Origin of the sequence: Rhodococcus sp. IEGM 1330, from assembly GCF_033142445.1 — a bacterium.
GTDB lineage: Bacteria > Actinomycetota > Actinomycetes > Mycobacteriales > Mycobacteriaceae > Rhodococcoides.
This window is the reverse complement of sequence record NZ_JAWLSB010000001.1, coordinates 450,210-472,711: the sequence shown is the minus strand read 5'-3', so window position 1 is coordinate 472,711 and position 22,502 is coordinate 450,210. Positions and strand designations below refer to the sequence as shown.

The window sequence follows — 22,502 nt, the reverse complement described above, 5'->3', positions numbered from 1 at the left end:
CATCAGCGTCTTTTTCGACGTCGAATATTCTTCGGCCCAATACCAATCGATATTTCCGGCCGCTCCGAATCAACCCAAGAATTCGCGACAAACCGAAATCAACTCTGTGAGGAGTTCTGGTAAACGATGGTTGTCAACAGATTGATGAAACGACTCGGCGGAGATGAGCGCGTGGACTTGCTGCGCGCTGTGCGAGAAGCCGATGTGGTCCCGTACTTCCGCAAGATGGAATCGGCCGTCGCGCCGGTCGTCCGCGTCGAGGGCCAGGACAAGATCATGCTCGGGTCCAACAACTACCTCGGCATCGCCGACCATCCGATGGTCGTCGAGGGTGCCCAACGCGCGCTCGACACGTTCGGCAGCGCTGTCACCGGAAGTCGACTGCTCAACGGCACTCTGGACCTCCACCTCGAACTCGAACACGAGATCGCCCAGTGGCACGGAACCGATGACGCACTCGTCTTCACCACGGGCTACCAAACGAATCTCGGAACGATCAGTGCGATCGTCGGCCCCGGTGACACGGTGATCGTCGATTCGGCGGCACACGCATCGATCCGCGACGGCAGCGCTCTCTCGGGCGCGTCGGTGGTCAAGTTCAAGCACAACGACATGGCCGATCTCGAAGCCACACTCCAGCAACCCGTCGTCGACGACGGAGCCGTGCTGGTCATCGTAGACGGCCTGTACTCCATGGAAGGCGACCTCGCGCCGCTCGATGCGGTGTCCGAGCTGTGTATCCGCTATCACGCAGCACTGATGGTCGACGAAGCACACAGCCTCGGCATCTACGGGGCCGAACTCACCGGAGCTGCCGAGCTGTTCGGCATCACCAAGGACGTCGATGTCACGATGGCATCACTGTCCAAGAGCCCCAGCTCCACCGGTGGGTTCGTCACCGGTTCGAGTGACTTGATCGACACCCTCCGGGTCAAGGCCCGCGCCTTCCTGTTCACCACCTCAGGTGTGCCTGCTGCGGTGGGTGCCGCGTTGGCTTCGGTCCGCCTGATCCGTAGCGACGAGGGTAAGGATCGGGCTCGGCGCGTGCTCGACAACTCCGAGATCCTGCGCGGCGGATTGCAATCGGCCGGGCTCGACGTAGCAGGCCGCTCCGCGACCCCCACCGGCGACATATCGTCGCCGATCGTGTCACTGCACGTCGGTGACGACCTCGTCGCCATGAGCCTGTGGAAGACACTGTACGACCGAGGTATCTTCACCAGTGCCGCCTTGCACCCCGCGGTTCCCAAATCCGGTGCTCTGCTTCGCTTGTGCGTGATGGCCACACACACCGAGCAGCAAATCGCCACGGCCACCGAACAGATCGTGGAAGCGGTCGCAGGACTGCCGGCATGAGTGAGCACGCCCGCGGCTTGCGAATCGCGGTCACGGGAGCCACCAGTGACTTCGCGGCCGCGATACTTCCGAGGCTGTTCGAGGATCCCGAGGTGGACGCGGTCATCGGGATAGCCCGTCGCCCAGCCCGGATCACGCACCCGAAGTTCACCTCGCTCCGCTCGGACATTCGCTCTCCCGACCTCGAGGAGACGTTCGTCGGATGCGACGTCGTGCTGCACTTGGCGTTCGTGGTCGAGGAGCTCAAAGACAAGGCCGAAACCCACGACATCAATCTCCGCGGCTCCCGCAACGTCATCGATTCCGCGTATCGTGCGGGCGTGGCGCGAGTGGTGATCGCGTCGAGCATCAACGCATACGGTGCCGATATCGTTCCGGAGCCGCTCACCGAGAACAGTTATCCTGCAGGCGATCCCAACCGCTATTACTTCTACGACAAGGCCGAGGTCGAGCACTATGCGGAGTGGTGGCTCCGTAGGCACCCCGGCGAGATGACCATCTCCATGTTGCGGTGCACTTACATCATCGGACCCGACTTCGCCAACGACGGGATCGACCAGTTCACCGGGCCGATCGGTGCATTCCCGGACGCGGATCGGGCATCGTATCAATTCCTGTACCAGGACGACATGGCCGACGCCTTCCATCGGGCTGCGAAAACCGACCTCGTCGGTCCGTACAACCTGGGCCCGGTGGACTGGGTCGGTGTGCGCGAACTCGCCGCGATGCAGGGCCAATTGATCTTCGACGTTCCGCAGAAAGCCGCAACGCATGTTGCGAACGTGGCGTTCCGCCTGGGACTCACCCCCTTTTCGGGCCAATGGGTCACACCGGGCGAACCCATCGTCGACTCGTCCGAGCTCGGACGAGCTACCGGCTGGGCACCGACGCTGACCTCACACGAGAGCGCGGCGGTGATGATTCTTCTCCAGGGCAAATCGCTGGTGCGACGCGAGGATGCACTCGAGCGTCACATTGCCTGCGAAGCAGCCTTGCGTTCGGCCTCCGACGCTGTCGGACTGACTCGCACAGACGTAGCAGCCCTGGATGTGGAGCATCGGCAGTTGGACGCCGGGGGCTCATCCGTGCACACCGAGATTCATCGGTCGTCGACCGGATCCGGCAGCTCCGTGGTTCTCGTGGCCGATGCCGGTCTCCACGCGCGCTATCTCACACCTTTGGCCGCAGAGATTGCGGCCGCCGGAGTCGACGTCGTGGTACTTGATCTATCCGGACACGGCTTGAGCACCGGGACCCGTGGGAAATCCTCGGCCGCTCAGACCGTCGACGCTGTCGATGCTGCACTGCGCTTCGCTCGGACCGAGCTGGACACTGCGCCCGTCGCGCTGCGCAGCGGTACTCGGCACGCCGTGGACACCGTGGTCGGCGGGCTTCGGCGCCGAGTGACCGGGTGGACCACCCGGGAGGAGCCAACGCGCCCCGACGGGCTGTTGCCATCGAGAACTCGCATCGACGGGTCGGCCGATCTTCCGTACGTGTCGACAGCGGCCGACGCGCTCGCCTACTGCTTCGGAACGATCGGCCTCAGCGCCACCAGCTGACGGCCGCTCGGACACGAGCGACCCACGACGACACCCGGCCAGTGCCGGGTGTCGCTGCAGGCTCTGCGGACGCGACTGTGCGCTCTCGCTCGAGGCGATCCACTTCGGCCCTGTTCGTTCGCCACCGAGCCACCCACGTCTCGACGTCGACGGGACCGAGCGGGACGATCGGCGGAGTCGGGAAGCGGATCCAGTCGACGATGCGAACGTTCAACTCGTCCAACAGGTCTCGTACCGAATCCTCGCGGCGCACGGCGATCAGGGTGGATGGCAGTCGTTCGATCTCCTTGCGAAGCGCCAGTGGCGTGGGAAGGAGTGCGTCCACCGGCAAATTTTCTCGCTTCAAGTAGCCGCGAACCCACCACAGTTCGTCGTCGGGATCACCGGCCGGGATGGGTTTGCCCGTGCCCTCGAGCCCCTCGAAGGCACCGTTGTCCCGTGCTTCACGAATCTGCTTGTCGACCCAGGATTCGAAAGTGACTCCCGGCTTTTTCCTCTCGGTCACCTCGCCGAGTGTAAAACCGGCGCCGCGGTGTCCGCCAGGTTCGCCGGACACGACGAGACCCCGGCCTCACTGAGCCGGGGCCTATGTCGGAGCTGGGTCAGCCGTACTCGGCGACCAACCGGTCGAACTCGTCGCGGTCGATCACCTGTGGCTCGTTGATCGCGAGCGCCTGTGCGTACTTGCTCGCCAGGTGGTAGTCACGGCCGAGTGGCCCCTGCTCGGCGTCGTCCTCGTCGGACTGGATGCTCGCACCAGGAGGCACCTCGTTCTGCAGGCCGTTGGTCTTGCTGCCGAGCAGAGCGTCGAGTTTGGCGGAAATCGTCTGCATGATCTCTAGGTCGTCGGTCATTGCGGTCGGGTACCCGAATCGGAGGAAACAACACCGGCTCGGACAAGGAGGTTGCGCGGGGATTGCCTGTCGGTGCCCCGGGGCATGATGGGGGGATGGCCAGGCACAGTATCGGTACGGGAGCACCGGAAGAGCTGTCGGTGATGGAGACTCTCTCGCGGCCCACTCGCGAGTGGTTCACCGGTGCATTCCCGGCCCCCACATCCGCGCAGTTGGGCGCGTGGTCGTCGATCTCCAGTGGTTCGCATACCCTCGTGGTCGCTCCGACGGGTTCGGGCAAGACGCTCTCGGCCTTCCTGTGGGCCTTGGACGAGCTGGCGCAACTGGGTGCGGACAGCACCCGCAAAACCAAAGTCCTCTACATCTCCCCGCTCAAGGCACTTGCCGTCGACGTCGAGCGAAACCTGCGCGCTCCACTCGTCGGAATCACCCAGACCGCCAAGCGCCTCGGGCTGAACCCACCGGAGATCTCGGTCGGCGTGCGATCCGGCGACACCAGCGCCGCCGACCGCAGGAACATGATCAAGACTCCGCCGGACATTCTGATCACCACCCCGGAGTCCCTGTTCCTCATGCTCACCTCGGCCGCGCGGGACATCCTCGCCGAGGTCGACACCGTGATCGTCGACGAGGTACACGCCGTCGCAGGCACCAAACGTGGCGCGCACCTGGCGGTGTCCCTCGAGCGGCTCGACGCGATGCTGGACAGGCCCGCACAGCGCATCGGCCTGTCCGCGACGGTGCGGCCCCACGAAGAAGTGGGCCGCTTCCTGGCCGGTGCAGCCCCCATCGAGATCGTCGCTCCACCCGCTCCGAAGACCTTCGACCTGACGGTTCAGGTGCCCGTGGAGGACATGACCGAACTGGGCGTCACCGCCCCGAATGCCGACACCTCCGCCGCTCCCCCGGCTCAGGGATCGATCTGGCCGCACGTCGAGGAGAAGATGGTCGATCTCATCCTCGAGCACAAATCGTGCATCGTCTTCGCGAACTCGCGACGGCTCGCGGAACGGCTCACGGCGCGGCTCAACGAGGTGTATGCCGAACGGATCGGTGACGGCGTGGAGACACAGCACACACCGCCGTCGCAGATCGGCACTCCCAACGACGTGAACCACGGTGCCGATCCGTTGTTGGCCCGAGCCCACCACGGCAGTGTCAGCAAGGATCAACGCGCGCTGATCGAAGACGATCTCAAGACCGGCAGGCTGCGCTGCGTCGTCGCCACCAGCAGCCTCGAACTCGGAATCGACATGGGCGCAGTCGATCTGGTCGTCCAGGTCGAAGCGCCACCATCGGTGGCGAGTGGGTTGCAACGCGTCGGACGCGCGGGTCACCAGGTCGGCGAGATCTCCAAGGGTGTGTTGTTCCCCAAACACCGCACCGACCTGATCCACTGCGCCGTCACCGTCGAACGGATGACGTCGGGGAAGATCGAGGCGTTGTTCGTTCCCGCCAACCCTCTCGATGTGCTGGCGCAGCAGACCGTGGCGGCCTGCGCTCTCGAACCGATCGACGCCGAGGACTGGTTCGATTCCGTCCGTCGCACAGGCAGTTTCGCCACCCTGCCCCGATCCGCCTACGAGTCGACTCTCGACCTGCTCTCGGGTCGCTACCCCTCGGACGAGTTCGCGGAACTGCGGCCGCGGCTCGTGTGGGACCGCGACGCCAACACTCTCACCGGCCGTCCCGGGTCACAGCGACTGGCCGTCACCTCCGGCGGCACCATCCCGGACCGCGGACTGTTCACGGTGTACATGGTGGGCGAAAAGCAGTCCAGGGTGGGCGAACTCGACGAGGAGATGGTCTACGAATCGCGAGTGGGTGACGTGTTCGCACTCGGTGCCACCAGCTGGCGCATCGAGGAGATCACCCACGATCGGGTGCTCGTCAGCCCGGCGTACGGACAACCCGGCCGGCTCCCCTTCTGGCACGGCGACGGCCTGGGCCGACCTGCCGAGCTGGGCCAGGCCCTGGGCGAGTTCCTGCGAAGCACCACCGATCGCAGCAACTTGGCCGAGCGACTGAGCTCCGACGGTCTCGACGCCAACGCCGTCAACAACCTCATTGCATTGCTCGACGAGCAACTCGAGGCCACCGGCCAGCTCCCCACCGACAAGACGATGATCGTCGAGCGGTTCCGCGACGAACTGGGCGACTGGCGGCTCGTGCTGCATTCCACCTACGGTCAGCAGGTACACGCGCCGTGGGCACTCGCAGTCGGCGCGAGGCTGATCGAGCGATACGGCATCGACGCGGCCCCCACCGCATCCGACGACGGCATCATCGTCCGACTTCCCGACACCGACGACCAGCCGCCCGGCGCGGAGCTGTTCGTGTTCGAGCGCGACGAGATTGCCGACATCGTCACCGAGCAGGTCGGCGGATCGGCATTGTTCGCGTCGAGATTTCGTGAATGTGCCGCTCGCGCATTACTTCTCCCCCGCCGAAACCCGGGCAAGCGTGCGCCGCTGTGGCAGCAGCGCCAGCGTTCGGCTCAGCTGCTCGACGTGGCCCGCAAATACCCGACGTTCCCGATCCTGCTCGAAACCGTTCGCGAATGCCTGCAGGACGTCTACGACCTGCCCGCCCTCGAAGACATCCTGGCCCGAATCGGCCGACGCCAGATCAGAATCGTCGACGTCGAGACGCCGTCGCCGTCGCCGTTCGCCAATTCGCTGCTGTTCAACTACGTCGGCGCATTCATGTACGAGGGCGACAGCCCGTTGGCCGAACGCCGAGCCGCCGCATTGTCACTCGACTCGGCGCTCCTCGCCGAACTACTCGGACGCGTCGAACTGCGAGAGCTGCTCGACGACAGCGTCATCACCACCACCGAACTCGAACTGCAGCGCCTCCCCGAGGACCGCCACGCCAAGGACATCGAAGGTGTCGCGGACCTGCTGCGGCTGCTCGGTCCGCTGACCGTCGAGGAAGTCGGCCTCCGAACCGACGGCGACGAATACCCGCAGTGGCTCACCGAGCTCGCCGATGCCAAGCGGGCGATGGAGGTCTCGTTCGCCGGCCAGAACTGGTGGACGGCGATCGAGGACGCCGCTCGGCTGCGTGATGCATTGGGCGTCCCGCTTCCCATCGGTACTCCGGCCGCCTTCATCGAACCCGTCGACGATCCGCTCGTGGACCTGATCAGCCGCTACGCCCGAACCCACGGACCGTTCACCCTGGACGACGCGGCGGCGCGCTTCGGTGTCGGTACCGCGGTGGTACGCGACGTCCTACGCAGACTCGCCGTCGACAAACGCGTCGTCGAGGGCGAATTCCGGCCCGGTGCCACAGGCAGCGAATGGTGCGAGGCCGAGGTCCTTCGGCGTTTGCGGCGGCGGTCGCTCGCTGCGGCCAGGCAGGAAGTCGAACCCGTCTCCACCGCCACCCTCGGCCGCTTCCTGCCGGCGTGGCAGCACGTGGACAGCCGACGCCTGAGCGGAATCGACGGCGTCGCGACCGTCATCGAACAGCTTGCAGGCGTTCCTGTTCCGGCATCGGCCTGGGAATCTCTCGTGCTCTCGTCGCGGGTGACGGACTACAGCCCGGCGATGCTCGACGAGCTCACCTCCACCGGCGAGGTGTTGTGGGCGGGCCACGGCGCGATCTCGGCCAAGGACGGCTGGGTGAGCCTGCACATGGCCGATACCGCACCACTCACCCTCGTGCCCGCGGCCGAATCCGACCTGTCGGAGTTGCAGATTCGCATTCAGGACGCTGTCGCGGGCGGCGGCGCGTACTTCTTCCGCCAACTCTCCGACACCGTCGGCAGTACCGACGACACCGCACTGCAGGCTGCCCTGTGGGAGCTGGTGTGGGCAGGGCGTCTGAGCAACGACACGTTCGCCCCGCTGCGCGCCCTGTTGAACTCCACCGCAACCCGCTCGGCCCCGAGCCATCGAGCACCTCGTCGCACACCGCGGTTGCGCTCGTACCGGCAGTTCGAGCGCCCCGCTCTCCCGACTCGCACCGGTCCACCGACTGCGGGTGGACGATGGTCACGGTTACCCGAGCTCGAACCCGACCTCACCGTCCGCGCCCATGCGACCGCCGACGTACTGCTCGAACGCTACGGCGTTGTCACCCGCGGTTCGGTGATGAACGAAGGTGTTCCCGGCGGATTTGCCACGATGTACAAGGTGCTCACCGGGTTCGAGGATTCCGGTCGCTGCCGTCGCGGCTACTTCGTCGACTCACTCGGCGGAGCGCAGTTCTCCACCTCCGACGTGGTGGACCGGTTGCGCAGCTACGACGAACCGAAGAAGAACGCCACCGCCGTCGTGCTCGCGTCCTGCGATCCGGCCAACCCCTACGGCGGAGCACTGCCCTGGCCGAAAGCCGGCAGCGGCGAGGCCGGTGTCGGTGAGAAGCCGGACGAGACGACGAAGCATCGGCCGGGTCGCAAGGCCGGTGCACTGGTCGTCCTCGTCCGGGGCGAATTGACGATGTTCGTCGAACGCGGCGGAAAGTCGGTGCTGACGTTCGGTGAGAACACCGACGACATCGGCGCTGCAGCAACCGCATTGGCGGCCACCGTTCGCCGCGGCGGAGTCGACAAGTTACTCGTCGAGCGGATCAACGGTCACGACATTCACGGCACCGACTTCGCCAAGACCTTGACCGAAGCAGGTTTCTCCGCGACCCCACGCGGCCTTCGTTTGCGTCGCTGAATTGCCCATGAACTGCGAGAACACCAGAGAGGACACCGACAACGATGCCCGAGGGCGATACCGTCTGGCGCGCCGCCAACACCCTGCGCGCCGCACTCGAGGGCCGGCAGCTCACCACCTGCGACATTCGCGTACCCCGTTACGCCACAGTCGATTTCACCGGCGAGACCGTCGATTCCGTCGCGTCACGCGGTAAACATCTTCTGGTCGGAGTCGGCGGCTACTCCATTCATTCGCATCTGAAGATGGAGGGCACCTGGCACGTCTACGCACCCGGTGCTCGCTGGCGTCGCCCTGCGTTCCAAGCGCGGATCATCTTGAACACCGCCAACGCGCAGGCCATCGGTTTCGAGCTCGGAGTGCTCGAGATCCTCGAGGACGAGGAGGAGGCCGTCGGATACCTCGGACCGGACCTGCTCGGTACGGACTGGGACCCAGAAGCCGCCCTGACCAATCTGGAGTCGGATCCGGCCCGGCCGATCGGGCTCGCGCTGCTCGATCAGCGCAACATCGCCGGCCTCGGCAATGTCTACCGCAACGAGATCTGCTTTCTCCGTGGCGTCGACCCGCGCACGCCGGTCGGCGACGCCGGCGACCTGAAGAAGACGATCGACCTGTCCTATCGATTGATCATGGCCAACAAGGATCGCAACCAACGCGTGACGACCGGAGATCGGCGCCCGGGCCGACACTTCTGGGTGTACGGGCGCGAGAACAAGCCGTGTCGACGCTGCGGAACCACCATCGAATTCGGTCTGATCGGAGACAATCCACTCGAGGAACGGCAGATCTACTACTGCCCACACTGTCAGAACTGAGGTGTGGCGAGATAGTTCGGTCCGTGGTGTCCTTTTCGGCGAACCCCGTTCGTCCTTCGTGTGTAGGTCGGCGAACGGTGCCGACCGCGACGATTCCAAGGAGCCTTCATGACCACGTACGCAGCCATCGTCTACACCCACGACGCCGATTGGACTTCACCCGAGGCCGCTGACGAGATGGCCGACTACGGCGCGTTCAGTGCCATGGCCGGACCAGCCATCACCGGGGGCGCGGTCCTCTATCCCACCTCGACCGCCACGACGGTGCGCGTGTCGGGAGGAAAGGGGGGTGACGTACTGACGACGGACGGTCCGTTCGCCGAAGCCAAGGAGGTGCTCGCCGGGTTCTTCCTCCTCGAGGCGCAGGACCTCGACGCTGCGATCGCCCTGGCAGCGCAGATCCCGGCGGCGTGGAACGGAGCAATCGAAGTGCGACCGATCATCCCGATGGCACAGTGAGCACACCGGCCGAGCACCTCTCGGCCGTGGTTCGTGACGAGGGTCGCCGCGTCCTGGCGACCCTCGTTCGCACCACCGGCAGTTTTGCCGTCGCCGAGGACGCAGTCTCCGAGGCTGTGGTGACTGCACTCGCTCACTGGCCCAGATCGGGTGTTCCCGACAATCCGCGTGCCTGGCTCACGACCGTGGCACGCAACAAGGCGCTCGACATCATCAGACGCGAGGCCGGGCGCACCGCGAAGGAACGAGAGGCGGCGGATCTCGCCGTGCTGAACCAGAACTGGAGCGAGAGCGACGAGTCCGCGATCGCCGACGATCTGTTGCGGTTGGTCTTCACCTGCGCTCACCCGACGCTCTCCGTCGAGGCGCAGGTGGCACTGAGCCTGCGCACCCTCTGCGGGCTCGCCACTGCCGACGTCGCCCGCTTGATGCTCGTGCCCGAGGCCACCATGTCCAAACGGCTCACGCGCGCGAAGAAGAAGATCGCAGCTGCCAACATTCCGTACCGAGTACCGGATTCGGCGGAGTTACCGCAACGACTCGACGCGGTGGCCACCACGGTGCATTTGATGTTCACTGCCGGCCATCTCGGCGGCGAGACGCTGGTGCGGCCTCAACTGTGTGACGAGGCCCTTCGGTTGGCCCGCTTGCTGATCGACCTCATGCCGGACGAGCCGTCACTTCAGGGGCTCCTGGCCCTCATGCTGTTCACGGACTCGCGCCGGGCGACCAGGACCGATGAAACGGGCGGCCTGGTCAGGCTGGAGGATCAGGACAGATCTCGATGGAATCGAGAGGCGATCGAGGAGGGTGCTCAGTTGATGGACAGTGCACTCCGTCGCAGCAATACTCGGCCCAGCCGCTACACCATCCAGGCAGCCATCGCAGCATGTCACTCCGGCGCAGCGACCTATGCCGACACCGACTGGTCTCGGATCGTCATGCTGTACGACGCGCTTGCGGTTGTGGAGAACACACCGATCGTGGCACTCAACCGCGGTGTGGCCATAGGAGAAAGCCAGGGTCCCGCCGCCGGCCTCGACGCACTCGACGCCATCGATTCTCTCCGCGACCACTACCTCTGGCATGCCTGTCGAGCTGTGATGCTCGATCGCCTGGACCGCGCGGAGGAGGCCAGAAACGCACGAACGACCGCGCTCGCTCTCGACCCGTCGCCGGCCGAGAGGGCGTTTCTCCAAGCGCAGCTCGCGCCGTCTTCCCACCCTGTTCAGCAACGACGGGAAGAAACCTGAAAGCTCCCTGTCAGGTGAGACCAAGCCTGTTCACAGCTTCGCCGGTCACCATGGATCGCATGCTGACACTTGCGATACTCACCCTGCTGATCATGGCCGTTTCCGGCGCGACGGCGGCTCGCGCACCCCGGACGCTGGTTCGACTGCGCTAGATCGTGCGAACGGGTTCGAGGATTTCCTGGCGGGCCTCGGGCGCGACGACTCGCAGCGCGTCCGCCGATGCGTCGTCGGGCTGACGCTGCGACTCGATCTCGGCCTCCACCCGGGCGCGATACGTCTCGACCTCACGGTCGACCGTGGCCTCGTCCCAACCCAGGACCGGTGCGATCAACGCCGCAACCTGACCCGCGCAGTTCATCCCGCGATGCGAGTACTCGATCGAGATCCGGGTGCGACGCGAGAGCACGTCCTCGAGATGCAGTGCGCCCTCCGCTGCTGCGGCGTACACCACCTCCACCTGAAGGTATGCCGGCGCATCGGTGAGTGGTTGCAGCAGTTCGGGTTTGCCGTCGGCCATGGCCAGCACCTCGTCGATCAACGAACCGTATCGGTCGAGCAGATGCGTCACCCGATGGGGATGCAGCTTGTGCACCTCGCCGAGATGCGGTGCCTGATTGACCAGCGCGAAGTAGCCGTCGGCACCGACGAGGGGCACCTTCTCGGTGATCGAGGACGCCACCCGTACCGGGATGTCCTCGGCGGCCAGATCGACTGCGTCCTCGGCCATCACGCGGTACGTCGTGTACTTGCCGCCCGCGATCGCGACCAGGCCCGGTGCCACCCGAGCAACCGCGTGTTCACGAGAGAGCTTGGAGGTCTCGTCGCTCTCGCCGGCGAGCAGTGGCCGCAAGCCCGCGTAGACACCGTCGATGTCCTCGTGGGTGAGTGACGTGACGAGCACCGTGTTGACCTCGCCCAGGATGTAGTCGATGTCGGCCTTGGTCGCGGCCGGGTGTGCGAGATCGAGGTTCCAGTCGGTATCGGTGGTACCGATGATCCAGTGCGCACCCCACGGAATGATGAACAGCACCGACTTCTCGGTGCGCAGGATGATCGCGGCCTCGCTGACGATTCGATCGCGCGGCACCACGATGTGCACGCCCTTCGAGGCGCGTACCCGGAACCGTCCGCGCATGTTGGACAGCGACTGGATCTCGTCGGTCCAGACACCGGTGGCATTGATCACCACGTGTGCACGCACCTCGGTGGTGGCACCGGTCTCCGAATCTCGCACACGCACACCGGATACCCGGTCGGCCTCACGCAGGAAGCCGACGACCTGAGTGGACGTTCGCACCACTGCGCCGTAGTGAGCGGCCGTTCTGGCGACGGTCATGGTGTGCCGGGCGTCGTCGACGACCGTGTCGTAGTACCGAATCCCGCCGATCAACGACTTTCGTTTGATCCCGGGCGACATGCGCAGTGCACCGGATCGAGTCAGGTGCTTCTGCTGCGGCACCGATTTGGCACCGCCCATGCGGTCGTACAGGAAAATGCCCGCGGCGATGTAGGGCCGCTCCCACAACCGATGAGTAAGCGGAAAGAGGAACTTCAGCGGCTTGACCAAATGCGGCGCGAGCGTGGACAGGGAGAGTTCGCGTTCGTGCAGGGCCTCGCGCACGAGCCCGAACTCGAGCTGCTCGAGGTATCGAAGCCCGCCGTGGAACATCTTGGACGAACGAGAAGACGTTCCCGACGCGTAGTCTCGCGCCTCGACCAGGGCCACCTTCAGTCCACGCGTCGCCGCGTCGAGGGCCGCACCGGAGCCGACGACGCCACCGCCGATCACCACCACGTCGAACTGCTCGGTTCCGAGCTGGTCCCACGCCTCCACCCGCTGGTCGGGTCCGAGGAACTTCGTATTCGATCGGTTGCTCATCTCGAACGCTCCCTCTCCATCGAAAATCCCCGCATTGCTTGCACGTCAGGCTACCGCCCCGGGTCCTTCGGGCGCAGAACCTGCCGTGGCCGGAGCACTCGGGTCAGAGCACTCGGGTCGACGCCGAGTGCGCGGAGCCCACTCGTTGCACTGCATCTGCCAGCACGGTGGGGGTCGATCCGGCGAAGCTCAGCCGGAGCGAGTGACGGTACTGCGCACCTGAAGCGAACGCCGTGCCTGGCACGAAAGCAACTCCGTGATCGAGTGCCGCGTCGAGCAACTCGCCGGTGTCGGTTCCGTCCCGGAAGGTGGCCCAGGCGAACATCCCACCCGCGGGGCGCGAGACGCTGAGCCGATCACCGAACTCGGCGACGAGAGCGGTCGTCAATGCCGTTGCACGAGAACCGTACTCGCGCCGCAGGAGAGTCAGGTGGGCGTCCAGCCACGCGGTGTCGCCGAGCATCTCCGCCGCCATCAACTGCGTCATCGAGGATCCACACAGATCCGCGCCCTGCTTGAGCAGTTCCACCGCCGCACAGACACTGGGCGGGGCGACGAACCAGCCGACACGGAGCGTCGGAGCCAGGATCTTCGACGCACTCGACAGTCGAATGACGCGATCACTGTGGCACGCGATCGGCAGCGGCGGAGCGCCGATGTCGGATTCCATTGTGTCGAAACAGATCTCACCGTACGGGTCGTCCTCGATCACCCAGAATCCGTAGCGATCGGCGAGCGCGGCGAGATGGCGTCGACGCTGCTCACTCATCGTGACTCCACGCGGATTGTGGAAGTTGGCGACGGTGTGGACCACCGCGGGCCGCAGCCCCGCCGTCAGTCTGCGTTCGAGTTCGTCGGTATCCATTCCGGTATCGGTGATGGGAATGGACTCGATGCGCGCTTCGGCGATCGAAAACACCTGCAGCGCACCGGTGTACGCGGGTTCGTCGACCACGACGACAGAGCCCGGGTCGATCAAGGCCTGCGCGAGCAACGCCAGGGCCTGTTGCGAACCGTGCGTCACGATGACGGACTCCACCGGAACGGGCACTCCCCCGCGCGCGAGCGTTTCCCTGGCCGCAACGACGCTGCGCAGAGTGCGGTGGCCGGATGTCTCGCAGTACTGCACCGCGTCGGGGCGGCGAAGCACAGCCTCCGCTGCTGCGGCGATGCGGTCGATCGGTATCAGATCGGTGGCCGGTAGACCTCCGGCGAGGCTGATCACATCGTCGCGTGCAGTGAGGGCGAGGAGGTCACGAATGGCCGAGCTGGTGAGCGATTCGGTGCGGCTGGCCAAGCCGGCGGGAAGGTACGTCGAGGACATGAGAGAGACTCCGGGGCAGCAGGAATGGGAGAACGGCCCGCGGATCCGCTGAGTCGAAGAAGGAGCGGACGGGTGTGTCCGCTCCTTCGACTGTCTCACGTGCTACCGAAATATGAAACGCAATTCTCACATTGTGAGATCAGTCCAGATCGTCGTGGGCCATCAGCTGACGCGCGGCCTCGATGACCGAACCGGACAGCGACGGGTACACCGAGAACGTGTTGGCCAGGTCGTTCACCGACAGATTGTTCTGCACCGCCATCGCGATCGGCAGAATCAGCTCCGATGCACTCGGGGCGACCACGACGCCACCGATGACGACGCCGGTGGCCGGTCGGCAGAAGATTTTCACGAAGCCTCGCTTGAGACCGCTCATCTTGGCTCGCGGGTTCGTGGTCAGCGGAAGCATCACCACGCGCGCGGGCACGTCGCCGGCGTCGATCTTGGACTGCGCGACACCGACCGACGCGATCTCGGGTCGAGTGAACACAGCCGAGGCCACGGTCTTGAGCTTGATCGGGCTCACGGCCTGTCCCAGTGCGTGGTACATCGCGATGCGTCCCTGCATCGCCGCGACCGAGGCCAGCGGCAGCAGACCGGTGCAGTCACCGGCTGCGTAGATGCCCGCGACCGCGGTACGCGAGACGCGATCCACTCGCAGGTATCCACCCTTGTCCAGTTCGATGCCGACCTTCTCGAGTCCCAGACCGGAGGTGTTGGGCACCGATCCGACGGTCATCAGCGCGTGACTGCCCTCGACGGTGCGACCGTCCGACAGCGTGACGAGAACACCGTCGTCGGTGCGAACCACCGAGTCCGCGCGGGCGTGCTTGACGAGGGTGACGCCGCGCTCGTTGAACGCGTCCTCGAGCACCAGAGCGGCGTCTTCGTCCTCGTGCGGTAGGACGCGGTCGCGACTCGAGACCGCGGTGACCTTGACACCCATCTCGGTGTAGGCCGAGACGAACTCGGCACCGGTCACACCGGATCCGACGACCACCAGGTGCTCGGGGAGGGCCTCGAGGTCGTAGAGCTGACGCCAGTTGAGAATGCGTTCGCCGTCGGGTTCGGCTCCCTTGACCACGCGGGGGCGGGCTCCGGTCGCGATGAGCACGACATCGGCGTCGAGGATGCGCTCTTCGCCGTCGGCGAGCACTGCCTTGATCTGGTGCGAGGCCATCCCGACGTGGGAGTCGATCATCTCGGCGCGTCCGGCCAGCAGCTGCACGCCGACGGAGGTGACGCGGTGGGCGATGTCGGAGGACTGCGCCTGCGCGAGGCTCTTCACGCGGTCGTGAATCTTCGGCAGCGCGACGGCGGCCTGCGACGGATCGAGGGAGATGCCGAGGTCGCTGGCTCGACGCATCTCGGTGCGAATGCCGGTCGAGGCGATGAACGTCTTCGACGGCACGCAGTCCCAGAGAACGCAGGCACCGCCGATACCGTCGGAATCGACGAGCGTCACCTCTCCGCCGTGCTGTGCGGCAACCAACGCTGCTTCGTACCCTGCCGGACCACCACCGATGATCACAATCCGGGTCATTGATCCTCTTCTCGCATGCTCGAAATCTCTCGCTGTATCGCGTCAACGGTATTGCAGAGGCTGCCCTCGCGCGTCGGTAGGGCTGGCTTCATTCGCCCGATGGGAGGTCGGACCTGGGGCGACGCACCGAAACACGACCACGAGGCGTCAGTGAGTACCGATACGGTTTAGGCTGGCCGACGTGCCAATTTATGCCGCCTACGGATCGAACATGCATCCGGAGCAGATGTTGCAGCGATGCCCTCACTCGCCCCTGTCGGGAACCGGGTGGCTGCACGGATGGCGGTTGACCTTCGGCGGTGGCGACATCGGCTGGGAAGGCGCGCTGGCGACGGTCGTGGAGGATCCCGACTCGCAGGTCTTCGTGGTGCTCTACGACGTATCCGAGGAGGACGAGGAGAGCCTGGATCGCTGGGAGGGCTCGGAGCTCGGTATCCATCGGAAGATCCGGCTGCGCATCGAGACCGGCCGCGAGCCGGTGCTCGCGTGGATGTACGTACTCGACGCCTACGAGGGCGGCCTGCCGTCGGCACGCTACCTCGGAGTCATGGCGGAGGCAGCCGAAATCGCCGGTGCCCCAGCCGAATACGTGCGAGACCTACGAACCCGCAACAGCCGCAACGTCGGTCCGGGTACCGCTTCGTAGCTGGAGATACAGCTCAGAAGTAGTTCTTCATCACCGACGCTACCCAGGCCGGCTCGGTCACGTCCGCGCGCTCCGGAACCATGGACTGCAGGAACGGTTTGACGTCGAGGACAGGTGAGCCGTCGATCGCGTCGAGACCTCGAACTCGGATGCGCAGTCCGTCGACGTCGACGATCTCGCACCGCGACACTCCGAGATGATTGGGCCGGTCCTTGACCCGTTGAGCGAGGACACCCACCCGAGGAAGCGTCGTATCACCGCGGGGGTGGCGCGAACCGGTCGTCGTCGCGGCGGGATCGCACAGGTGGAAGCCGTAGACCACTTCGAGGTGGGAGAACTCGGCGAGACCGAGGGTCGCGTCGGCGTCGAGCAGACTCTCGTCGAGATCGATCACAGACTCGACCGATCCCCAGTTGTCGTCCACCACCTCGGCGCGATCGGATCTGACGATCCCGATCGGCGACACGTCGAATGCCATCTCGTCTCCTGCCTCTAGTTCGGATCCAGCGCGATTCCGGTCATCACCTTCACGCCCACGGCCAGTGCTCGTTCGTCGAGATCGAAGGTGGGTTGGTGGATGTCGAGTTGCGGTCCGGTGCCCGGCCACACACCGAGTCGAGCCATCGCGCCCGGCACTCGTTCGAGGTACCACGAGAAATCCTCGCCGCCGCCGGACTGCGCAGTATCGGCCAACGCGTCGGGTCCGACCCGGCCGATCGCCTTCTCGAACGTGTGCGTGGACGCCGGATCGTTGACCACGGGAGGGACGCCGCGACGGTAGTGCAACTCGAACTGCACCCCGGTGGGTGCCAGCAAGCCGGTGACGATCTCGCGGACCAACGGTTCGAGCAACGCCCAGGTCTCGTGGTCGCCGGTGCGGACGGTGCCGGTCAGCATGCCGGTCTGCGGAATGGCGTTGGGGGCCTGGCCCGCGACCACCGCTCCCCACACCATGACCGTGCTGGTCCGCGGATCGATTCGCCTGCTCAACATTCCGGGCAGGCCGGTGATGACGGTGCCCAATGCGTAGATCAGATCGGTGGTCAGGTGCGGCCGAGAGGTGTGTCCGCCGGGTGAATCCAGCCGCAGCTCGACTGTGTCGGCCGCAGAGGTGATCGCACCGAGGCGCACGCCGACCTGTCCCACCTCGAGCCGCGGATCACAGTGCAGCGCAAAGATCTTGGTGACGCTGTCGAGTGCTCCCGCGGCCACCGCGTCGAGGGCGCCGCCAGGCATGACCTCCTCGGCGGGCTGAAAGATCAGGCGCACCCCGTACTGCAGGTCCGGCAGTGACGCCAGCGCCAATCCGGTCGCGAGCAGCACCGTGGTGTGTGCGTCGTGACCGCAGGCGTGCGACACCCCGGGCACGGTCGACGAGTACGCCGCGCCGGTGTTCTCCTGCAGCGGTAGGGCGTCCATGTCCGCCCGCAACGCCACCCGGGGACCGTCGGGTCCGATGTCGCAGATCAACCCCGTTCCGCCGGGAAGCGGTTTGGGTGACAGACCCGCTGCTTCGAGATGCTCCATCACGAATGCGGTGGTGCCGAATTCGCGTCGCGCGAGTTCCGGGTTGGCGTGAATGTGCCGACGCCACAGTGACAGATCTGCTGTGTGCGCGTGAATCCACCGATCGATCGCGTCTTCGCGGGTACTCACGACTGCGCCGCCGAGCGGGCGGTCACGCCGTCGAGCAGACGGGCGCGAGTACTGGGATCGGCTGCGGCACGCGCGGCAGTTCTGGCGAGACCGAGTGCGCCGTCGAGCAACGCTCGATCGGCCGACTCGGTGACACACGCGGCGGCGAACTCCGGCTGATGCGTCACCGCCCCTCCTGCATCGAGTCCGACGACGGGATGAATACCGGGTAGAACATTCGTGACGTTTCCCATGTCTGTGCTGCCCAACGGGCGAAATCCTTCCAAATCCGGAGCCAGAGGCGATCGGCCCAGCGCTTCGATCTCCTGCCGAAAAGCCGCGACCAGCCACGAATCCGGCGTCAACGCCGCGTAGGTCGGCGACACCGTGCGAATCTCGTGGGTACACCCGGTGGCGATGGCTCCTGCCTCGAAACACGCGTACGTCTTCGCCGTCAGAGCGTGCAGCGATTCGGTGGTGTTCGCGCGCAGGTAATAGAGCAACTCGGCGTGGCCGGGCACGATGTTCGGCGCAACACCCCCGTCACTGACGATGCCGTGCAACTGCTGACCCGGTGAGAGGTGCTGCCGCAGCAGCCCGAGTGCCACCTGACTGATGGTCACCGCATCGCCTGCGTTGATTCCCCATTCGGGAGCTGCCGACGCATGCGCGGCACGGCCGGTGAACTTCACAGCGATGTCCGCCAGCGCCAGCGAGGTCGCACCCACGATGTCGAAGGGGCCGGGATGGACCATCAACGCCGCCCCGACGCCATCGAACACTCCGCGTTCGAGCATCAGCACCTTGCCGCCGCCGGTCTCCTCGGCCGGGGTACCGAGCACTCGCACGGTGATGCCGAGAGCGTCGGCGACCGGAGCGAGCGCCAGCGCAGCACCCACAGCCGAGGCCGCGATGATGTTGTGCCCGCACGCATGACCGATCTCGGGCAGAGCGTCGTACTCCGCACAGACAGCGATCACCAGGTCCCCGCTGCCGAACGACGCGGTGAACGCGGTGTCCATGCCTGCGACGGCCGTCTCGACCTCGAAATCGTGGGCTCGGAGCGTGTCGAGGATCTTGGCGACGCTGCGATGTTCGGCGAACGCCAGCTCCGGTTCCGCGTGAATCGAGTGCGAGAGCGCGACCACTTCGTCGGTGGCGGAGGCCAGGGCGCGGTCCATCGCCTCGCCCACGGCAGCACTGTTCGATTCGTCGATCACGAGAGACAGTGTGTCACTAGCGCGACCGAGTGTCGGAACAGCTGTGCCGAGTCGGGAGTGAAGACGGTCCTGCTACTTCCCGAAGCTGAAGTTGCTGTCGTCGGTCGCGGTGTTCAGCGCGGCGAGCAGATCCACGTGCATGCGACTCTTGATCCCGGCCAGGTTCGCACCTCGGGTGCTCGTCAGCGCCGCCGCCTTCGCGACCGCGTCGGACACGAGCGATTCCTCCGATGCCGTCGCCTCGACGATTCCGGCGGCCACGGCGTCGGCACCGCCGTAGCGGCGACCGGTCGTCATCGCCTCGACAGCGGTCTGCTTGGGAAGCCGGGAGTTGATCAGGGCAGACATTCCGACGGTGAACGGCATGTTCAGGTTCACCTCGGGCAAGCAGTAGAAGCCGCGATCCACGCGTTGGATGCGGAAGTCGTGGGAGGTGGCGAACATCGCGCCCGCGCCGAACGCGTGGCCCTGCACAGCCGCGACGGTGGCCATCGGGAAGGCGAGCAACCGGGTGTAGAGGGTGTGCACGCGGTCGAGGTACCAGGTGATCTTGTCCAGGTTGGCGAACAGCCAATCGGTGTCGAGACCGTTGCTGTAGAACTTGCCTGCCGAGGTGGTGACCAGCGCCGCCGGGCCGGTCGAGGCCTCGACCTCGTCGAGCAGCGCATGTACGGCGTCGATCCAGTCCGGATGCAGTCGGTTCTCCGGATTGTCCGAGCCGTTCTCGGCACCGAGGAAGAGGATGTGGACGTCGCCGTCGCGTTCGAGATAAGGCATGCAGCGGATACTACCCAACGGTAACTTCCATCGGTCGCACATCCGTGGCGTCGATCTCCTACTGTTGTTCATCGTGGCAACCACCGACGCACATGCGACCGACCCCGTGACCGATCCCGAGGGTGCCGCGCGCACCGCCGCCGACGCACTCGCCGCAGCGACCGGAGTCGATACCCACACCGTGGCCATCGTCCTCGGCTCCGGATGGCAGGCAGCAGCCGACGTCTTCGGCTCCCCCACCGCAACCGTGCGCATGGCCGACCTGCCCGGCTTCGCGCCACCATCGGCGTCGGGCCACTCCGGCACCATCACCTCGGTGGACGTCGGCGGCACCCACACCCTGCTGCTGCAGGGACGCACGCATGCCTACGAGGGGCACGACCTGCGACGCGTCGTGCATCCGGTGCGGACCGCGATTGCGGCAGGTGCCACGACCGTCGTGCTGACCAACGCCGCAGGCGGAATCCGTGAGGGCATGAGTGTCGGGCAGCCCGTTCTGATCTCCGACCACCTCAACCTCACCGCTCGCTCGCCCCTCGTCGGGGCGGAGTTCGTCGATCTGGTCGACGCGTACTCCCCCGAACTTCGGGCCCTTGCGGGCGAGATCGATCCGTCGCTCGAGGACGGCGTCTATGCAGGCCTGCCCGGCCCCCATTACGAGACGCCCGCGGAGATCAGGATGCTGCGCACGCTCGGTGCAGACCTCGTGGGTATGTCGACGGTGCACGAGACGATCGCCGCGCGGGCGAAAGGCGCACGCGTCCTGGGTATCTCACTGGTGACCAATCTTGCTGCCGGAATGACCGGGGAGCACCTGAACCACACCGAAGTACTCGCTGCCGGTAAGGAATCCGCTGCACGCATGGGATCGCTGCTGCACGAGTTGGTCTCCCGCCTGTGACCGAGGAGCTCACCGAGCTGGTGCAACGATGGATCGCAGGCGATCCCGACCCCGCTGCTCGCGAGGAACTCGACGGCCTGCCCGATGCCGACCTCGCCGACAGGTTCAGCGGTCCCTTGACGTTCGGTACCGCGGGTCTTCGTGGCCCGGTGCGCGCGGGACCGAACGGGATGAACGTGGCGGTGGTGACGAAAACCTCGGCCGGCATCGCGGCGTGGTTGATCGAGAACGGTCTGGGTGGGTCCACGGTCGTGGTCGGTCGCGACGCCAGGAACGGCTCCGAACAGTTCGCATTCGCGGCCGCCGAAACCTTCTCCGCCCAGGGCTTTTCGGTGGTGATGCTGCCTCGGCCGCTCCCGACCCCCGTCGTCGCCTTTGCGGTGCGGGCACTGGATGCCGAGCTCGGCGTTCAGATCACCGCGTCGCACAATCCTGCCGCGGACAACGGGTACAAGGTGTATCTGCGGGGCGGATCGCAACTGATCCCGCCGAGCGACGCCCAGATCGAAGCGCTCATCGAGGCCACTCCCGACGCGATCGAGGTTCCGCGTGCGATCGTCCAGCCCGGCGGCTCCGACATCGCTGCTCGATATCTCGATTCCGTTGTTGCACTGCCACGGTCGACGCGTCGAGACATCCGCATCGCGCTGACTCCCCTGCACGGCGTCGGCGGTGAGCTCGCGACGGCAGCACTGCGTGGTGCGGGGTTCCGCGATATTCGGGTGGTCGAGGAGCAGTTCGAGCCCGATCCCGCGTTCCCGACCGTCGCGTTTCCCAACCCCGAGGAGCCGGGCGCTGCCGACGCGGTGCTCGCACTGGCGGCCGAGATCGACGCCGATATCGCGATTGCCCTCGACCCCGATGCCGATCGCTGTGCGGTCGGGGTGCCCACGGACAGTGGGTGGCGCATGCTGACCGGCGACGAGACCGGGGCCCTGCTCGCGAACCATCTCCTCGCCGATGCGCCCGCCGACTCGCTGGTGGCCAGCACGATCGTCTCGTCGCAACTGCTCTCGGCGCTCGCTCCGGCGCGCGGCGCCCGCTATGCCCGCACCCTGACCGGCTTCAAATGGCTCGTCCGCGCGGGCGAGGGCCTCGTGTACGCCTACGAGGAGGCCATCGGGCACTGCGTGGATCCGAACGTGGTGCGCGACAAGGACGGTATCTCGGCCGCGGTGGTGCTCGCAGATCTGGCCGCAGGCCTGAAGCAGGATCGGCGCACCCTGCTCGACGTGCTCGCCGACCTCGCGGTCGAGTTCGGCGTACATCTGGGTGCGCAGGTCTCGCGGCGGGTTCAGGACCTCGCCGAGATCGGGAACATGATGCACCGGTTGCGCAGCTCACCGCCGACGGAACTGGCCGGTCGCGCTGTCACAGTGCTGGACTACGCCCAGCGCGACGACGAATTACGCACCGACGCAGTCGAGATCAGCGGATCGGGGCTGCGGGTGATCGTGCGGCCGTCCGGTACCGAGCCCAAACTCAAGGCCTACCTCGAAGTGATCGAGCAGGTCGACGGCCCCGAGGACCTGCCGAGAGCGCGGACGGCAGCAGCCGAGATCCTCGCCGAACTGACCGACTTCGCCCAGCACCTCTGATCGT

18 protein-coding genes are annotated in these 22,502 nt (G+C 65.9%); 9 read left to right on the top strand and 9 right to left on the bottom strand.

The genetic code is table 11. The features are described from left to right. The first annotated feature begins 126 nt into the window (after positions 1-126). Both R4P57_RS02080 and R4P57_RS02075 read left to right on the top strand, forming a co-directional pair. Positions 127-1,356 (top strand): aminotransferase class I/II-fold pyridoxal phosphate-dependent enzyme, encoded by a 1,230-nt coding sequence (locus R4P57_RS02080; protein WP_317801252.1) that lies wholly within the window; start codon positions 127-129, stop codon positions 1,354-1,356. Beyond that, positions 1,353-2,918, top strand: a complete 1,566-nt coding sequence (locus R4P57_RS02075; protein WP_317801250.1) for an NAD-dependent epimerase/dehydratase family protein — start codon at positions 1,353-1,355, stop codon at positions 2,916-2,918. The genes R4P57_RS02080 and R4P57_RS02075 overlap by 4 nt, the downstream gene beginning before the upstream one ends. Here R4P57_RS02075 and R4P57_RS02070 read toward each other — a convergent pair. Together R4P57_RS02070 and R4P57_RS02065 are read right to left on the bottom strand one after the other, a co-directional pair. Further along, the gene (locus R4P57_RS02070) at positions 2,902-3,423 is read right to left on the bottom strand and encodes a DUF1992 domain-containing protein (RefSeq protein ID WP_317801248.1); all 522 of its coding nucleotides are present in this window, start codon (positions 3,421-3,423) and stop codon (positions 2,902-2,904) included. The two genes, R4P57_RS02075 and R4P57_RS02070, sit on opposite strands and share 17 nt — an antisense overlap. 97 nt (positions 3,424-3,520) lie before the next feature. Then, a complete protein-coding gene (locus R4P57_RS02065; protein WP_317801246.1) occupies positions 3,521-3,772 on the bottom strand; it encodes a modification methylase HgiDII in 252 nt (83 codons plus the stop codon). Positions 3,773-3,867: 95 nt separating this feature from the next. Here R4P57_RS02065 and R4P57_RS02060 point away from each other — a divergent pair, with 95 nt between their 5' ends. The 4 genes from R4P57_RS02060 to R4P57_RS02045 all read left to right on the top strand — a co-directional run bounded on the left by R4P57_RS02060 (position 3,868) and on the right by R4P57_RS02045 (position 10,975). After that, the gene (locus R4P57_RS02060) at positions 3,868-8,445 is read left to right on the top strand and encodes an ATP-dependent helicase (RefSeq protein ID WP_411742267.1); all 4,578 of its coding nucleotides are present in this window, start codon (positions 3,868-3,870) and stop codon (positions 8,443-8,445) included. Positions 8,446-8,489: 44 nt separating this feature from the next. Next, positions 8,490-9,263: a DNA-formamidopyrimidine glycosylase family protein gene (locus tag R4P57_RS02055; RefSeq protein ID WP_317801244.1), complete on the top strand. Its 774-nt coding sequence runs from the start codon at positions 8,490-8,492 to the stop codon at positions 9,261-9,263. 108 nt (positions 9,264-9,371) lie between these two features. Next, the gene (locus R4P57_RS02050) at positions 9,372-9,722 is read left to right on the top strand and encodes a YciI family protein (protein WP_317801242.1); all 351 of its coding nucleotides are present in this window, start codon (positions 9,372-9,374) and stop codon (positions 9,720-9,722) included. Beyond that, a complete protein-coding gene (locus R4P57_RS02045) occupies positions 9,719-10,975 on the top strand; it encodes an RNA polymerase sigma factor (RefSeq protein ID WP_317801240.1) in 1,257 nt (418 codons plus the stop codon). Before R4P57_RS02050 ends, R4P57_RS02045 begins: the two co-directional genes overlap by 4 nt. A gap of 148 nt (positions 10,976-11,123) precedes the next feature. Here the strand turns inward: R4P57_RS02045 and glpD are convergent, their stop codons facing one another. From glpD to R4P57_RS02030, 3 genes are all read right to left on the bottom strand, one after another. Next, entirely contained in the window at positions 11,124-12,854 is a 1,731-nt protein-coding gene (gene glpD / locus R4P57_RS02040) for a glycerol-3-phosphate dehydrogenase (protein ID WP_317801238.1), read from the bottom strand. A gap of 103 nt (positions 12,855-12,957) precedes the next feature. After that, positions 12,958-14,178: a PLP-dependent aminotransferase family protein gene (locus R4P57_RS02035; RefSeq protein WP_317801236.1), complete on the bottom strand. Its 1,221-nt coding sequence runs from the start codon at positions 14,176-14,178 to the stop codon at positions 12,958-12,960. Positions 14,179-14,317: 139 nt separating this feature from the next. Continuing rightward, positions 14,318-15,721 (bottom strand): NAD(P)H-quinone dehydrogenase, encoded by a 1,404-nt coding sequence (locus R4P57_RS02030; RefSeq protein WP_317801234.1) that lies wholly within the window; start codon positions 15,719-15,721, stop codon positions 14,318-14,320. Between the two features lie 181 nt (positions 15,722-15,902). Here R4P57_RS02030 and R4P57_RS02025 point away from each other — a divergent pair, with 181 nt between their 5' ends. Next, positions 15,903-16,367: a gamma-glutamylcyclotransferase gene (locus tag R4P57_RS02025; RefSeq protein WP_037188123.1), complete on the top strand. Its 465-nt coding sequence runs from the start codon at positions 15,903-15,905 to the stop codon at positions 16,365-16,367. A gap of 13 nt (positions 16,368-16,380) precedes the next feature. Here the strand turns inward: R4P57_RS02025 and R4P57_RS02020 are convergent, their stop codons facing one another. From R4P57_RS02020 to R4P57_RS02005, 4 genes are all read right to left on the bottom strand, one after another. After that, on the bottom strand, positions 16,381-16,845 hold the full coding sequence (locus R4P57_RS02020; protein ID WP_317801233.1) for a TrmO family methyltransferase: 465 nt from the start codon (positions 16,843-16,845) through the stop codon (positions 16,381-16,383). A 14-nt stretch (positions 16,846-16,859) separates the two neighbouring features. After that, positions 16,860-18,023, bottom strand: a complete 1,164-nt coding sequence (locus R4P57_RS02015; RefSeq protein WP_317801231.1) for a M20 family metallopeptidase — start codon at positions 18,021-18,023, stop codon at positions 16,860-16,862. Beyond that, complete coding sequence (locus R4P57_RS02010) at positions 18,020-19,183, bottom strand: M20 family metallopeptidase (RefSeq protein ID WP_317801665.1); 1,164 nt, start codon at positions 19,181-19,183, stop codon at positions 18,020-18,022. The genes R4P57_RS02015 and R4P57_RS02010 overlap by 4 nt, the downstream gene beginning before the upstream one ends. Before the next feature lie 111 nt (positions 19,184-19,294). Next, positions 19,295-19,999 (bottom strand): enoyl-CoA hydratase-related protein, encoded by a 705-nt coding sequence (locus tag R4P57_RS02005; protein WP_317801229.1) that lies wholly within the window; start codon positions 19,997-19,999, stop codon positions 19,295-19,297. Between R4P57_RS02005 and R4P57_RS02000 the strand changes: the two genes are divergently transcribed. Then, on the top strand, positions 19,998-20,900 hold the full coding sequence (locus R4P57_RS02000; RefSeq protein ID WP_411742266.1) for a purine-nucleoside phosphorylase: 903 nt from the start codon (positions 19,998-20,000) through the stop codon (positions 20,898-20,900). The genes R4P57_RS02005 and R4P57_RS02000 overlap by 2 nt on opposite strands. Then, positions 20,897-22,498, top strand: coding sequence for a phospho-sugar mutase (locus R4P57_RS01995; protein ID WP_317801225.1), 1,602 nt, complete (start codon positions 20,897-20,899; stop codon positions 22,496-22,498). The genes R4P57_RS02000 and R4P57_RS01995 overlap by 4 nt, the downstream gene beginning before the upstream one ends. Positions 22,499-22,502 lie beyond the last annotated feature (4 nt).

Coding starts and splice junctions, on each gene's coding strand:
- R4P57_RS02080 (WP_317801252.1), top strand. CDS start 127: ATGGTTGTCAACAGATTGATGAAACGACTCGGCGGAGATGAGCGCGTG.
- R4P57_RS02075 (WP_317801250.1), top strand. CDS start 1,353: ATGAGTGAGCACGCCCGCGGCTTGCGAATCGCGGTCACGGGAGCCACC.
- R4P57_RS02065 (WP_317801246.1), bottom strand. CDS start 3,772: ATGACCGACGACCTAGAGATCATGCAGACGATTTCCGCCAAACTCGAC.
- R4P57_RS02060 (WP_411742267.1), top strand. CDS start 3,868: ATGGCCAGGCACAGTATCGGTACGGGAGCACCGGAAGAGCTGTCGGTG.
- R4P57_RS02055 (WP_317801244.1), top strand. CDS start 8,490: ATGCCCGAGGGCGATACCGTCTGGCGCGCCGCCAACACCCTGCGCGCC.
- R4P57_RS02050 (WP_317801242.1), top strand. CDS start 9,372: ATGACCACGTACGCAGCCATCGTCTACACCCACGACGCCGATTGGACT.
- glpD (WP_317801238.1), bottom strand. CDS start 12,854: ATGAGCAACCGATCGAATACGAAGTTCCTCGGACCCGACCAGCGGGTG.
- R4P57_RS02035 (WP_317801236.1), bottom strand. CDS start 14,178: ATGTCCTCGACGTACCTTCCCGCCGGCTTGGCCAGCCGCACCGAATCG.
- R4P57_RS02030 (WP_317801234.1), bottom strand. CDS start 15,721: ATGACCCGGATTGTGATCATCGGTGGTGGTCCGGCAGGGTACGAAGCA.
- R4P57_RS02020 (WP_317801233.1), bottom strand. CDS start 16,845: ATGGCATTCGACGTGTCGCCGATCGGGATCGTCAGATCCGATCGCGCC.
- R4P57_RS02010 (WP_317801665.1), bottom strand. CDS start 19,183: ATGGACCGCGCCCTGGCCTCCGCCACCGACGAAGTGGTCGCGCTCTCG.
- R4P57_RS02000 (WP_411742266.1), top strand. CDS start 19,998: ATGCAGCGGATACTACCCAACGGTAACTTCCATCGGTCGCACATCCGT.
- R4P57_RS02005 (WP_317801229.1), bottom strand. CDS start 19,999: ATGCCTTATCTCGAACGCGACGGCGACGTCCACATCCTCTTCCTCGGT.